The sequence below is a fragment of the Bacillus sp. FSL K6-0268 genome, from assembly GCF_038005425.1.
Taxonomy (GTDB): Bacteria; Bacillota; Bacilli; order Bacillales; family Bacillaceae_G; genus Bacillus_A; species Bacillus_A thuringiensis_S.
Map to the genome: position 1 here is coordinate 924,026 of NZ_JBBOTF010000001.1, position 16,025 is coordinate 940,050.

A 16,025-nucleotide genomic window follows, 5' to 3' on the forward strand; every position below is an offset into this window, starting at 1 on the left:
TTTACACCCTCTTCTTTTTTAATTTAAGTAATACTTTGCTCAAGTTTTCTTCCGTAAGATCCTCTGCATCAGCAAAATCTGATACCGTAAAAGCAGACTCTGTTGTTGGTTTATTTATAAGTTGACGAAGATGCCTCAACATACCATCTGCTATCAATTGAATTTTTAATTTAGAAAACTGTTCTCTACTATACATCCAAACAAAATGTAACTTTTCATCTTTCACCATTCCGATAACATCAATTAGATGAGATGGTTTGGAATCTGGAGCATGATCTAAAAATGTAAATCCTGTCTCTTGCATAAACAAAGATTCCCTTGAGAAAACCTGATCAAATTGGCCCAAATAGTTAAAACTTATTGAAGGCTTTTGCTGATAAAACGGAAGTAATCCTTTATTCAAGTAACGTAAAATACCATAGTCAACTCCGCGATTTGGGATTCGACGCAATTGTTCTTTGACAGACTTTAATCCTTCAATAGGTGTTTGAGTTCCTTGAAAATTGAGATGAACGGGATAAATACTCGTGAACCAGCCCACTGTCCTTGATAAATCAATACCTTCAATTACCTCTTCTCTTCCGTGTCCTTCTAGATGAATAGAAACGGTTTGCTGATTTGTACAATCGACGATAGCTTGTCCTAATGCCGTTAATAGTACCTCATCAATCCTTGTCTTATGAGTTACTGGAACTTCGTGTAACAATTCATGTGTTTCTTCTATTCCTAAAGTCCTCGTCACTTGATCAATCGATTCCTCTGTCGTTTCTTGTATTGGATAGTCCATTGGAATTTTCATCGTTTCTTTTTCTACTTGTTGATTCCAATAATTTTGTACTTCTTTTGAAATACCCGAATCACTGTATGTCTGGAGTCGTTCAGACCACTCTTTAAAAGATGTACTTTTCGCAGGTAAGCGAACTTCTTGACCTTGTTTCATCTGGTTATATACCACCTGTAAATCTTCCAATAGAATCCTCCATGACACTCCATCTACTACTAAATGATGAATCACCCAGAATATTCGATCATTTCCAGTCAAGTTATCTTCAAAGTACACTACTCTCATTAACGGACCAGTAACTAAATTGAAACTAGCTTGATTAATGTTCATTTCTTCTTGTATTATTGTATTCCACTCTTTTTCATTAACTTGATTCCGTTTTACAACATGGAGTACTGACAGCTCATCAGTCTCTTCATTTCTCTGCCTCCACGTTCCGTTTGGTAACTGTTCGTACCGGAAACGTAAAGCATCATGATGTTTGAGTAAATTTAATATCGCTCCCTCTAGTAATTTCACATCCAATCTTTCTTTTACTCTTAAAAGCATTGATTGATTCCAATGCTCTGTATGTGGATGTTCTTGCTCGAAGAACCAGCACTGAATTGGAGTAAGAGGCACATCACCTATCACAATTCCCTGCTCCGCTTGTACTCCCTGCGTTTCTATAGCCACTTGTGCCAGCTCAGCGATAGTTGGGCATTCAAACATTTGCTTTGGAGTAAGTTTTAACCCCACTTGACTTGCTTGAGATATGATTTGAATACTGAGAATCGAGTCGCCACCAATTTCAAAGAAATTATCATAGATTCCCACCTTTTTAACACCTAATACTCGCTTCCAAATGGTAGTCAGTATCTGTTCGTTACTATTCCGAGGGCCAACACATTCACTATTAATCTGCTTTTCCTCCGGCATAGGTAAGGCCTCACGATCAACTTTACCGTTAGCTGTAAGTGGAACAGCTTCCATCGCCACAAATCCCGAAGGAACCATATAACTTGGTAGTTTCGCTTTAAGATACTCTCTCCACCCATCTACATTTCCATCTCCTACAACATATGCTACTAATCTTTTATCGCCCGGCTGATCTTCTCTTACAATTACAACTGCCTCTTTTACATATACATATGTATGTAAAGTAGACTCAATTTCCCCAATTTCAATTCTGAAACCACGTATTTTAACCTGATAATCAATTCTTCCACGATAATCTAGATTCCCATCTGGCAAATACCTCGCTAAGTCTCCTGTCCGGTATAATCTTGCTTTCGGATCACTACTAAATGGATGAGATATAAAACGCTCTGCTGTTAATTCAGGTCTATTTAAATATCCACGTGCCAATCCTGCTCCACCAATATAAAGTTCACCATCAACACCTATAGGAACAGGTTGTTGATAAGCGTCTAGTATATACACTTCTAAATCGGGAATCCGCTTTCCAATATTACTTCTTGAAGCATGCTGCACATCATCTAGAGTAATTGGATAATATGTAACATGAACTGTAGTTTCTGTAATTCCATACATATTAATTAACTGTGGGTTTTTCTCACCATACCTTTGAAACCACGGTAACAAGCTAATAGGTTCTAATGCTTCTCCGCCAAATATTACGTAACGTAGCTGCAAATTTTTATTCTTATCTTCTTGTTCACACACTCGTATTAATTGTCGAAATGCGGAAGGTGTCTGATTTAGAACTGTGACTTCTTCCTCCACTAATAATTGATAAAAATCCTTAGGTGATCGACTAATCCAGTACGGAACAACAACTAATTTTCCACCATATAATAATGCTCCCCAAATTTCCCATACTGAGAAATCAAATGCATACGAATGAAAAAGCGTCCAAGTATCTTTTTCATTAAACTGATACCAACAATCCGTTGATTTAAATAACCGAATGACATTGTGATGCTCTATCATAACGCCCTTTGGATTTCCCGTTGATCCCGAAGTATAGATTACATATGCCAGATTTTTGGGACCGACATTAGAAAGCGGCAAAGTCTTACTTTCTTTCCCAATCTCATCTTGATCACGATCCAGGCAAATCGACTCAACATTTTCTGGTAACCATTTCAATTCTTTTAAACTTTCTTGCGTCACGAATAACTGAATGCTAGCATCTTCTAAAATATATTGAAGTCGCTGCTCTGGATATGTTGGATCGAGTGGAACATAAGCCCCACCAGCCTTCAAAACCCCTAAAATACCTACAATCATTTCGAGGGAACGTTCAACGCATATTCCAACTAAAGTATCAGGTCCTACTCCCTTTTTCTGCAAATAATGAGCTAACTGGTTTGCACGTTCATTAAGCTCCTTATAAGTAATTTTTTCTTGTTCATACGTAACTGCAATAGTATTTGGATAAATCATCGCTTGCTGTTCGAATATTTCATGAATAGTTACTTGAGGTGGGACATTCAGTTTAGGATTGTTGAACTCAACTAAACTTATTCTTTTATCTTCCTCAGAAATGATTTCTATTTCAGCTACCTTCTGCTTTGGTTTTTCAAAAGTGTTTTCCATTATCGCTAACATCACGTTAAAAAACCGTTTTATCTCTTCCTTAGAAAATAGCTCCTCACGATAATCAATATGTACATGTAAAGAGTCAATATCAATTAGATTTTCAATATGCACTGCAAAATCTTGTACCTCTTCATGGTTTGGAATCCATAGTGAGTCACCACTTTCATCGCGATCCCTATAATCAATCGTAGTTCCGAAAAGTCTCACATTACTATTATTCTCTTTATTAATCTGCTTTAACAACAAATCAAATGGATATTTCTGGTGCCTCAATAATTTGCTTTGTTTTCTGGACACCCTGCTAATAAATGAAAGTACTTCTTCTTCTGGATCAATATCCATTCTTAAAGGAACTGTACTCACCATCATTCCAATCAATTTTCGTTCCATTTTAGTCATACGATTGCCGTAAGCCATTCCTAAACAAATATCAAGCGATGAAGTCCACCGATACATGGACAACGAGAAAGCAGCAACAAAAAAAGTGTATAAACTAATTTTGTAATATTCAGAAAATTTTCCTATCTTTCTCTTCAAATGCTCCGTTAATATAAATGTCTCACGTGATGCTTTAGTGCTAACTTGGTACGTATTATAGGGCTTCAATCCAGTCACAGATGGCAGTGTTTTAAATTCCTCTAACCAGAATTTTTGATCTTTTTGAAAGCGACTACTATTCAAGTATGTTTGTTCATTGGTCAGGAATTGAACATATGAATTTTTAATTTCGCCTTCCTCATTCTCGTTATGCATTTCATAATAATATTTTGCAATTTGCTCAGTAAATATTTGAATTGATAAACCATCCATAATAATATGATGAACATTTCCAAAGACTGCACATTCATTATCGTTTAATTTTATTAAAGCGAAATAGTATAAATCTGAATTAAATAATGTAAACGTGTCTTTTGTTTTCTGCTCAATCCATTCCTCAAGCAAATTTGTATTCTCCACATTACTGAAATCAAAAAACTCAAATTCTTGTTCTTCATGTTTAATAAAATATTGTTTCGGTTCCTGATGCCCATTTTCTTTTAACCTAATGCACAGACCGTCATTTTCACTGATAACGCGATTCACAACTTGGTTTAATTTTGAATAATTCATTTTCCGATGAAGTTTAAATAAAAATCTTAAATTACATATTCCTTTATCAGAATGAATAACTTCTGTATACCATATTCTTCGCTGCGGATGGCTTAATCGATAACATTCCTCATTGGTCATAAAAATCTCCCCTTCAAAAATTATTTGCTCTTATAGGTTCGTGTTTATGTTTAGCCCATAAATATTTCTGCAGTGAAACTCCAATTAATCCAATAATAACAAGCCCAATCCCTCCATAAACATAGAGTTGAGTTACTCCAAACAAATGCACTAATGGGCCACTCATAGCAGGAGAAATAATTAGAACTGCGTTTGTTAAACTGCTTTGTATACCAAATACTCTTCCTACTTGATCTTGGTCGGATTCTATTTGTAAAATGACTTGATTAGATACAAGCATCAGCCCACTTCCGATACCAGCGATAAAACTAATTAAATAGGCTAAAACGAAGACCGTACCGGGCGTTATCAAACCAATCCCCCCAAAACCAATTCCCATTAAAACCATACCTCCACATACTACCCAGCCATATTGAAATTGTTTTAATTTCTGAGTTAGTAGTGCACCAAGTATTCCGCCAAGACCAATAATAGAAATGATATATCCCATTTTACTTTTATCATGTGGGAATAAGCTCTTAAATAAAGTTGGGAATTGTGAGTCGACTAATTGTAATACTGCCATGGCTATTGTAACGAAAATCATGGTTGATAATATTATCCGATTAGATAACACATAACCCCACCCTTGTACCCAAGCGGTCCAAGTACTTTGTTTTTGCTTTTCAACAAATTCTTTCGATATAGTTTCTTTAAATTTTATTGTGGGTATGAGAACTAAGGTAGCTAATAAACAACTTATAGCTCTTATAATGAGGCAGAACTCTGGTTGAAACCAGCTCAGCAACATGCCCCCTATAAGTGGACCTACTATCTTGGTACCCTGCTCTACTATTCCGTTGATACTTACTGCTTTAGTAAGTAAGTCCGGGGATACAATCTGTCTTGTTAGTGTTTGCTGTGCAGGATAATAGAAAACAATAAAAATGGAACGAATCATTAATGCCACTAAGAGCCAGTGGATATCTTGTACAAATAAAAGAGCAATTGTTATTAGACCAACCATTAGATTACAGAACATCATAATTGGAATTTTTCTAAAACGATCTGCAATAACACCTGCCCATGAGCCAAAAATAATTCCAGGAAGTGCATATGCAACAGGGATCAATCCAATCATAGTAGGATCTACTTCCCATTCAAACCCAACTATAGTCATAATCGCTAACATATCAATAAAAACACCAAGCATAAGTAATGAATAAGCAGAGAAAACTTGTAAATAAACCCTATTTCCTAATAGGCCTTTTGAATCAGTAGTTTTCATAAAAGCAAGCTCCTTAGGTTACTAATATAAACGCTTTTGCGTATAAGGTACCCCTTTATTAAACCTAATTAATCATTATAAAGATTTCACCTAGAATGTAACTTCGTCAAAACCTAGACTAATCTCAAGGTTTAGTTTATTTTAAATAGTCAGATAAATTTAGGCGCACCTATTTCTTCGTATTTATATCAACTGTTACAACATAGACCTTTACCTTACACTAAAAAACAGCTAAACATTACCTTAATATAACCATTTATAGTTGTTTGCACATTCAATTCACATCCTTTTTAAAGTTGGCTTTTTTCTATCTCAAATACTATCACACAAATATTTTACCTACTATATTCATAAAGTTGAAATATTTGAATCAGAAAATTCGGATAAAAAAACCAACCCACAAATCATACCAAACAATTATTTAGTTATATTGTCAGTTTATAGATGGCTTTAGCCATAAGGATATCAAAAATTAAGTTTCTTAATTTTATTAACATAATAGTTTAAAGAGACTATAAATCCTACTAAACAAAAAGATAAATATACAATAAAGTATATTTATCTTTTCTTATCCTACATATTTTCTATGCAAATTAATTCCAATAACTAAAATTGATAATAAAAATATAATACTACCAATTACTAATGTACTCATAACAGAATTGAATAATATAGTATTAATACTTCTGCACCTACTACCTATTTTATTTATTAGATATTTACACTTCAAAAAAATTACAAATTATTCACAATTAGGATACACACCCAAAATATGATTTGAATATGTTATTATATTTTAAGATAATATAAAATCAGTTTTTCTATAAGAGAACTTAATTTTTATGTAGTACGAAATTGTTAGTACTACAGTATATATTTTAATTTAGTTATAAAAACGTTTAAAGACCACCTATTTCCATAAGTGATCTTTCTTTGTAATTCTACATTTATGCACTACTGTAGAAATATATCGTAGATACGCTTTGTATGCTAAATTTCTAGTTCTCTCCATTTACTAAAAAACATAGCTTAGCACAATTAATATCATATTCGTTAAATTGCAAACTATTATTTTGTCTTCTGTACAGACAAACTACTAAAAATCAAATCAGCAACTTTTACATATCCTTTTGAGTTTGGATGAATTAAATCCTTAGACCAAAGCGTATTGTCATTAACTAAATGATGATTCCAAAAATCAACATGATGAAACTTATATTCTCTGCTCAGTGAACGTATAACTTCATTTGCCTCTAATAATTGTTCTTTTATTACTTGTTTTTTTTCAGAAGCAAAAGGAAGCCTAACTGTAAAATCAGGAAGGTTTGCTATAATAATATCAGCCCCTGCTTTACTTAATGAATCTATCATAAATTCCATATCGTTCTTATATGCATCATGATTCCAACGTCCTTTTAAAACATCGTTTGCCCCTGCAATGAGACTAACCAAATCTGGATTAAAAGTTAACGCCTTTTCCAATTGCTGCGAGCGAATTTCTTTAGTTACTAAGCCACGCTTTGCCAAATTAGCATATTTTATATCGTTTTCACACAGTTGAACAAAATGATCTATCCAGCTTTTTAATGCAATTCCCTCAACTTCATCCCCTATCCCCTCTGTAAAACTATCACCAATTGCTACAAATCGCTTCCACATATGTATTCCCCCTTTATTATTAACCATATCTATACTATACAATAGCTCACACCGTAATTGTTATTTCTAAGTGGTTTTCGATTTCAATTATATTCCACTTTATTATATTTACATTTAGAATCCAAAATTGACCGATTCCTAAGTATACTTAGGAATCGGTCATATTCGTATATTTACTAAAGAAATAAAATTTCTCTAGGAATTATACTTTTTTCAAAAAATTGGTTGTTCTTTGTTTTGCCCAGTTGATACATTTCTTTTCGATTAAATGATATGAAACTATAGAAAAAAGTAGTGTCATTGCAATGCATAAAGTAAGAAGGAAAAAGATAGGTATCTTTGTATACAAAAGTTTAAATAGTACCATCATGATTGGAAAATGACACAAATAGATACTGTATGAAATTTCTCCTAAATATACAAATACACTCTTATTTAAAAATGCTTTTACTTTTAGGTTACTCATAGCCATTATAATAAATATACCAACCCCCATTACGACACCCCAATCTTTTAATAAGAAAGTAGTATCATTACGGGAAAAACCATAAATTAAAATGGAATATAAATACAGAATAATCCCTAATGCAATAAGAAATCCTTTTTTAAATTTTTTCATATTCCTATATGAGTAGATAAGTTTTTCCTGATACTTAAAAAGTAACATTCCAACCATAAACATAGATGTAAAATGCAGTGTATCAGCATAACCATTATAAAATCCTTCAGCTTTCCCAATATACAACACATTAAGAAAAACACTAATTAAAGAAAAGCTCAAAGCAAATAGTATCGTTTTCTTCCAATTCAATTTATAAAAAAGAAGGAATAACAAAGGAAACACAATAGATATACGCATTTCTTGAGCCAATGACCAAATAACTGGATTATAATTTTCCGTAAAAAAGTTATTAAGAAGCACAAAGTGGTTTAGAATATCTAATTTTGTTATAGACCCTTGCCACCTATCATAGAACCAATCCCGTAGTCCTACCACTTCATACGACGAAAATAAAATAAATAAAACAAAGGAAACAATTATCCAAAAATAATAAGGAATATAGATTCTTACAAATCTCTTAATTAAATATCCCCAATAATTTGTTTTTGAATGATAAAGTGCCATCGATAACACAAAACCACTTAGTACATAAAAAACGATAACAGCTTCCCCACCCGCCCATAAAAACCTAAGCGGGGAAAATTTAATAGAATTAGGCAACGATGGTAGCATTAAACAAAAATGTCCAAATACCACAGTAAGTGCCGCTAACCCTCGTATGGAATCTAATTCTTTTATTCTCTTACTCATAAAATGTTCTCCTTGTAAATTGTAGATTTTGCTTTTCATAAAGGCCACTATGCGAATGTAGTGAGAGAATTGTACACATCGTTTCTTTAAATTCCTAATATAAGCAGTAAAAAGTTAATTTGACCTCCATTTCTTTATATACATAATTTAAAACAAAATATTTAATACAAAGAAAAGATTTTATTAAATTTTTATAAAGTGAAACTTTAATGGGTGGTTTTTCATCATGTAACTTTATTAAACTAACCTTGCACCAGAATCCTTTAAATCGAAAGATTCATAATAAACGCCATCCCTTCTGTATATTTCTACAAAAAGAATAGCGTTTTTGGAGTATATGGATACAAATTTATTTTAGCTTAATAGAAATACAAAAAGTTCCGAAGGACCAAATTTGAAAAGTAATACAATCTTTCATTCCAAACTATCCACATAAGAATCTATAATACTTTGAAACCTTTTGTTTCAAACTAATATTTAGTTGTATCCTATAAAATTAGCTTTTTACTATATCAATCGCACTATCCCACATACCACTAAAAAAAGATCCAGTTTTACGTATAAAACGTGTAAACCAATTTGCTTGTTCCACATCAGATTTTGTTACAAGGTCTATTTGTAATGAATTACCTGATAAGAACCCAGGATCGGTATTATCTTTAGGCGAGATAATTATTTTACTAATTGTTACACCTTTTTTAATAGGCGCTTCTGGTTCTTTATTTGATACTTTAAATTCTTTTTTATAACCGTCTTTGTTTCCCTTCCGCATTGGAAGTGAAACAGCTTGCTTCGTTTGAACTACTACATCTTTCTCTTTTGCATTTGCTACTCGTACCGTTTCATGTCCTTTTACTACTGAATCTTTTCCGTAGACATTCTTCACTTCAAAATTCGCAAATCCATAATCGTATAATTTCTTTGTTTCATCAAAGCGTGCCGTATGAGATTTTGTTTTTATCACTACAGAAATTAGGCGCATACCATTTCTTTCTACTGTACCAGTGAAACAATCTCCCGCTTCTGGAGTCGTTCCTGTTTTCAAACCATCTACACCTTCATATTGCTTAATTAAACCTTTTAACATCCAGTTAAAGTTCGCCATATCAATTGGATATTTACCACCCTCTTGGAATGTTTTTTTAGGAATTTTTGCTGTATTCAATATTTGGGGAAAATCTTGAATAAGACGTTGTGCTAAAATTGCACAATCCCTTGCAGACATTTTATTTTTCTCATCTAGAGTTGTCCCTTCTAGGTGATATCCTTTTAAATCTTGATTTGTTAAGCCTGTAGAGTTTACAAATTTATAATCTTTCATTCCAAACTCTTTCGACTTATCGTTCATCATTTTTACAAAATTGCCCTCTTTACCAGCAATCTCTTCAACTAAAGCAATTGTTGCACCATTTGCAGAATAAATTGCCATTGCCTCATATAACTCTTTTACCGTATAAGAGCCACCATTTTCTAATGGAACATTTGATAATGAACGATCTTGCGAAATCTTATGTGCATATTCAGAAATTTTAACTTTTTGATCCCATTTAAGTTTTCCTTTATCTACCGCTTCATGAACTAAGTATTCGCTCATCATTTTTGTCATACTAGCAATTGCCAATGATTCATCTGCATTTTTTTGATATAAAATTTTTCCGGAATTTGCTTCTATTAAAATTGCTGATCCTGCTTCAACGTCTATAGCAGAAACTGTTTCCGCTGCTGCTCTTCCAAATGTAACGAACATACTAAAAAATAGTGTAAGCACTGTTACTATTGCAATAAATCTCTTGCAAAACATACCTTTCAATTCTGTTACCTCCAATATCTTTGTACTCAAAAAAGCGTTATTCTAACATAATCTCAAAAAAAATAGACAGTGTTCTCAAATTGTATATACATATTAAACGTTAGGATTGCTTTCATATAGACCATCTCATCTGACACTTTTAGGTGCCCTGATACTTTGTATTCCCACGCATATCCTTATTTTTAATCCCCTTATATTTTTTAAAATGATTCGCACTTTCATATTTTTTAGGATTACAATTAATAGACAATCTACATAATACATTTGTTCCACATTTACAAAAAATAAAGTGAAACTTTAATCAGTGGGGGTTTTGTTCATCCCCACTAATTATTAACCCTCACCAATCGGGATTTTAATTATTCAATTGAGCTATTTGCTAGACTTATATTAGAGATAAATTTTCTTTAGTCTAAACCATTAGTTTTTTGTAATAAAAAAACTACACCCAATACTGAATGTAGTTTTTCTAACTAACTAATTTATTTATTTTTTACTTCATTTTTATAAAAAGCAAATAATGGTTCGATGGATGGACTAGATAACAGCGGAATTGCCTTCTCGATCAATTTCCTATCCCAATCAAACCAACGCATTTCCATTAACATGTTTATTTCTGTATCAGTGAATCGTTTCTTTATTTCCTTAGCAGGATTTCCACCAACTATTGTATACGGCGGAACATCTTTACTTACGACAGATCCTGCAGCAACAATTGCACCTTCACCAATAGTAACGCCAGGCATTATTATAGCATTCATTCCAATCCAAGCATCACTTTTAATGACTGTATCGCCCTTAGTTTCATATGATTGTTCAATTTGCTCAGCGAATGGATATACTGTAATCCATTCTGAGTGATGATTATGGTTACCACCCATTAAAATGACTACTCCACTTGCAATGCAAACATAATTCCCAATAATGAGTTTATCAAGATGCCATCCCATCTGTTCAATTGGATTAAACAGTGCTTGTGACTTAGCATCCCCCCACAAATACCTTACACAACCATCTTCAAAATTTTGATGACCATAATACCCTGAATAATAGGAGTACTCTCCTACTTCAATGAGTGGATTTGTTACTATATCTTTTATATATTTTGTTTCTGACCAATGATTAAATAATGGATGCTTCATAACTTTATTCCTCGCTTCTAAGTATTATATATTTTGCTATTTACTTAGAAGCTTACTACGACTGCTACATTTTTTAGCTTTCTCAAACGACGAATCATTATCTTCAAGCCTTTCTTTTATAATAGAAAAAGCATAACGCAATACATTACACTAGTCAAATTGTGTAATTTTGAACACATCTTAAACAGTGTAATACTGCAATAACAACATGAAAACACTCTAACTTCGATACAAATACTATATTTATTACATTTAGTTCATATTTTGTAAAAAAATCTTAATTGCCATGACAAAGCAAACAATAACCACTATTGGTCGTATTAATGACGTCCCTTTTGTAAGCACCATCTTCGCCCCAATATATGACCCTATAATTTGACCAAGCATCATAATCAATCCAATTGTCCAATCGATTTGGCCAAAAATAATAAAATACAACAAAGCAGCGAAATTACTAGTAAAATTCAAAATCTTAGCATTTGCAGTTGCCCGTGTAGCACTATATCCACATAAAAGAATGAACGCTAAAGCAATCAAGCTACCTGTTCCTGGGCCGAAGAAACCATCATAAAATCCAAGGAATGGAGCCACTGTTAACGCAAACAACAACATACTTATTTTTCTCGGTCGATCTTCGTTTGCTATATTTGGAGATAATAGAAAATAAAGACCAATAATAATAAGTAAAAAAGGTAATATCATGATTAGATATTCTGCCCGTATCTGTAAAACAAGCCATCCACCCAAAACTGATCCAAAAAAGGTCATTAAGATGGACAAACGCATTTCTTTAAGATTAATTTCTTTCTTCTTAATAAAAAACACTGTCGCCATGAGAGTTCCGCTACTCCCTTGCAGTTTATTAGTTGCTATCGCTACAGAAGGAGACATACCTACTAATAACATTATCGGGATAGTTATCATACCACCGCCTCCAGCAATTGTATCTATCCACCCTGCTAATACAGCTACTAAAAATAGTAATATGAGTAATTCAATAGTAAAATCCATACAAAGAATATGGGAAGGCTTGAGCTATTATACCCCAAACCTCCCCATCGTCCCTCCTCTCTTTAAACTAGTTAATAATATCTGTAAAGTAACTTTCTTTCTGATCACGTAATCGGCTGGAAACGTACTGCCTGCAAACAATTCTTCTTCCGTACTTATTATCTCCAATCGGAATTTTATATTCTTCCTCAGATAACCTTTCCCTACCATGAGTTACATTTGTTTGTTTACCATAGTATGAATTTGGAATAATTAATAAATCTTCAGATGTAAGTGGAACCTTATAAGTGGGCGTTGTTCGTAAGAGTTCTAAAAACATGTCAAATTTCAATTTTTCTTCTTCACTTTTTCCCACATAAATCAATCTATTTTCTGCTCCATTCAAACAAGTTGCAATAATATCACCATTATCATCCAAAAATATGATTTGGTTTATTTCCCCTACAAATCCCGATATTTCACCATCCGCCATTCCTGCGATATGAGCAATAGGCATTTTACTTATCGCCAATATATCATCTTTACTGAAGTGATTTTCTTCAAGATGCTTTTGAAGTAATTTTGGCGTTCCAATATGAGTTTGAGTTTTTAAATTTAACACTCCTTTTAATAAAAGAGCATCAACTCTAGTAAATTTTCCACAAGTAATTTCAGACACTATTCGTTCCACGGATTTATTAAGTCTATTTGATACAATTTCTAAATTCGTATTGAATATTTTCAATCTTGCTTCAATATCTGATTGGTCTTTCATGTCTGTATACACTGTGGCATCGTTATGTTGATAAAAGTTCCCGCCACCGGTGCTTGCACCGACATTTCGCAAAACTTCATCGTTGTTCAAAGGGGAAATGAGGTGAAATCTATTTTTCCCTGCATGTTCGGATGGGTGAATTAAAGCATCATAATTAAAAAGTGTGGCAAAAAGCCATGTGACCCATTCTGCATAAAAATATTTTTTCATTCTATCGTCTTCGTCTTCACCATAATTAAAACCTTTGCGATTTTCCCCAGGTAATAGGGTTTCCATAGGATCACATGGAATATTTTTAATAAGAGTAGGTGGTACGTTTCCACCACAATTCGCTACTTTTATCATATGTAGTAGTTTTTTCATATCTGAATTCGAAGTTTTCTTTGAATAATCAATCAAACAATTAAGCCACTCTCTTGAAAAGCTTGCAGCTATTTCTTGATCACAAGTATAAGGATTATGAGTTTTTAATTCATGGTCTATTAGATTCTTGATTTTATCCTTCAATACATTAGGAATGCTAATTTCTTCGATTTCTGTAATCTGCAGTATTCCTTTATTCATTATAAAACCTCCGTTGTTTTATTTTTTCACCATATCTTCTATTAAATAAACTACCTACTTCTTTTTTGCTCCTTTGCTTTTCGTCAGAGCTATTACAGTTACCAAATTACAGAGCATAAACGTGGAGTAAACAAAATTTCTTTTTAGTTACATTAACCCCGTAAATCTCCATTAAATTAGTATATTTAATGGAGATTTCTTTTCATACTTTACTTTCAAACTATGTTTATAGGATTTTCAATTCAAGCACAAATATTCCTTTCCCTAGAATTTTCCTAAGATTGAAATCAGAATTTTCAATACACTAATATTAACAATAAAAATATAACACGAAACCAAAAAATGTAAACGAATAGTTTTTTTATAAAAAATAGTCAGACTATTTTAAGGTAATTTGTATTTCATTGAACTAACTGTAATAAAGTGGAACTTTAATCAGCCCTCACCAATCGGGATTTTACGGGCAACAGGGCCCCCGCCTAACTTCTTTGCTTCCGCTGAATTTTGAGGTGGGGGTCTTATTACCCGGCAAATAGCGGATAAAAAAGCCCCCTAAATGATAGAGGACTTTCTTTACAAGAATATTCTATTTTAAAATCCTTACTTACCTTTTATTTTAAAAGATATTGCTGTAACTTCTTTATTAATAGTTCCGTCCCCTCTGGACTTACAATAATCTTCCCATTCGCTAACGAAATATTGCTGTCTGAAATATCACCTGTAAGTGCACAAGCTCTTGGAGATTGATATTTTCGTAAAATAATCTGATCCTCTTCTATAAACATTTCAAGAGAATCTTTTTCTACAATTCCTAAACTCCGTCTTATTTCCATTGGAATAACAATACGCCCCATGCTATCTGCTTTACGAGTAATCCCTCTTGATTTCATAAAATGCCACCCTTTATTTTTATCTAATATTACGGTACTTATTTTAGCAATAAACAACAATAAGGAATAGTTCGTATTACAGTACTTTTTTTAGGAATAAATACCAATTAAAAATAGCTTATGTTAGGATTGTTTCTTGTTTATTCTTCATTTTTAATATATTTATCCTTGATCATTTTTATATATTGTTTTCTTTCTGTTAGTTCAAATATAAATAATGCCTTTTTTATGTATGTTAAACCAACTTCATTAGAGTGCTGAACTTTCAATAAAATTGCACCTTTTTCAAAAAACAATTCACCTAATAAGTATAAAGTATTCATATTTATGGCTAATTTTATACCTATTTCACTATACTTAATCGCTTCTTCATATTGATTTGCAAGGTGTAGACATTTTGTTAACGTATGAATGAGTCTTAATTTGATTTCTTTTTCTCTAGGAAATTCTATCTTATTAAAATTAATTAAACTTTGTTTTAATATATTTATGCTTTTCTCATACTCTTCATTTTCTGCATGTATTATAGCAATTGAATTCATTATGCTTATTTCTTTTTCTGATAAAAAGTTACTACTACTTAAAGTTTGTTTTAGTGCTCTATTTAAAATGTCAAAAGCATTAATTGTTGCTCCATTTACATAATATATAGCAATCGCTTCATGCCATAATAGAAATTGTTTATCTTCTTTTGATTGGAAATTATTTTCGTTTTTCTCTTTTTTCACTATTTCGTAAAGCTCATTATATTCTTTTTGTTTCACACAATCTCTCATTACACATTTTACATTTTCAATATATTTTATTTTTTTATTTTTGGTCAGTGCAAATATATAATTTGGATCAATACCAAGTCTTTCAGATAGTTGATACAACAATATGCTAGATGGATAAATAATCCCTTTTTCTATCTTACTAATTTGGCTTTGTGAACATATTCCATGACATAATTCAGATTGTGACATATTTTTTTCTTTCTAAGTTCTTTAATAATAATACCAAGATTGTAGAATTCCATCTTTCCTCCCTCAAATGTAACACTTTATGAGTATAAGAAT

9 protein-coding genes and 1 pseudogene are annotated in these 16,025 nt (G+C 32.4%); all 10 read right to left on the bottom strand.

The features are described from left to right. Position 1 precedes the first annotated feature (1 nt). The 10 genes and pseudogenes from MHI28_RS04585 to MHI28_RS04630 all read right to left on the bottom strand — a co-directional run bounded on the left by MHI28_RS04585 (position 2) and on the right by MHI28_RS04630 (position 15,985). Entirely contained in the window at positions 2-4,558 is a 4,557-nt protein-coding gene (locus MHI28_RS04585) for an amino acid adenylation domain-containing protein (RefSeq protein WP_340827653.1), read from the bottom strand. Between the two features lie 13 nt (positions 4,559-4,571). After that, the gene (locus MHI28_RS04590) at positions 4,572-5,825 is read right to left on the bottom strand and encodes an MFS transporter (RefSeq protein ID WP_000858612.1); all 1,254 of its coding nucleotides are present in this window, start codon (positions 5,823-5,825) and stop codon (positions 4,572-4,574) included. Between the two features lie 1,068 nt (positions 5,826-6,893). Further along, positions 6,894-7,484 carry an SGNH/GDSL hydrolase family protein gene (locus MHI28_RS04595; protein WP_000265867.1) on the bottom strand — a complete coding sequence of 197 codons (591 nt, stop codon included), beginning with the start codon at positions 7,482-7,484 and terminating at the stop codon, positions 6,894-6,896. Positions 7,485-7,686: 202 nt separating this feature from the next. Further along, entirely contained in the window at positions 7,687-8,835 is a 1,149-nt protein-coding gene (locus tag MHI28_RS04600; protein ID WP_003282126.1) for an acyltransferase family protein, read from the bottom strand. A 457-nt stretch (positions 8,836-9,292) separates the two neighbouring features. Then, on the bottom strand, positions 9,293-10,606 hold the full coding sequence (locus MHI28_RS04605; RefSeq protein WP_000677658.1) for a D-alanyl-D-alanine carboxypeptidase family protein: 1,314 nt from the start codon (positions 10,604-10,606) through the stop codon (positions 9,293-9,295). Positions 10,607-11,088: 482 nt separating this feature from the next. Continuing rightward, positions 11,089-11,748 (bottom strand): CatB-related O-acetyltransferase, encoded by a 660-nt coding sequence (locus MHI28_RS04610; RefSeq protein ID WP_000682536.1) that lies wholly within the window; start codon positions 11,746-11,748, stop codon positions 11,089-11,091. A 252-nt stretch (positions 11,749-12,000) separates the two neighbouring features. After that, positions 12,001-12,759: a TSUP family transporter gene (locus tag MHI28_RS04615; RefSeq protein WP_000347991.1), complete on the bottom strand. Its 759-nt coding sequence runs from the start codon at positions 12,757-12,759 to the stop codon at positions 12,001-12,003. Positions 12,760-12,826: 67 nt separating this feature from the next. Then, positions 12,827-14,077 (bottom strand): hypothetical protein, encoded by a 1,251-nt coding sequence (locus MHI28_RS04620; protein WP_001032355.1) that lies wholly within the window; start codon positions 14,075-14,077, stop codon positions 12,827-12,829. A 611-nt stretch (positions 14,078-14,688) separates the two neighbouring features. Then, entirely contained in the window at positions 14,689-14,967 is a 279-nt protein-coding gene (locus MHI28_RS04625; protein WP_000842214.1) for an AbrB/MazE/SpoVT family DNA-binding domain-containing protein, read from the bottom strand. A 140-nt stretch (positions 14,968-15,107) separates the two neighbouring features. Beyond that, positions 15,108-15,985, bottom strand: a pseudogene (locus MHI28_RS04630) (helix-turn-helix domain-containing protein). Positions 15,986-16,025: the final 40 nt, after the last annotated feature.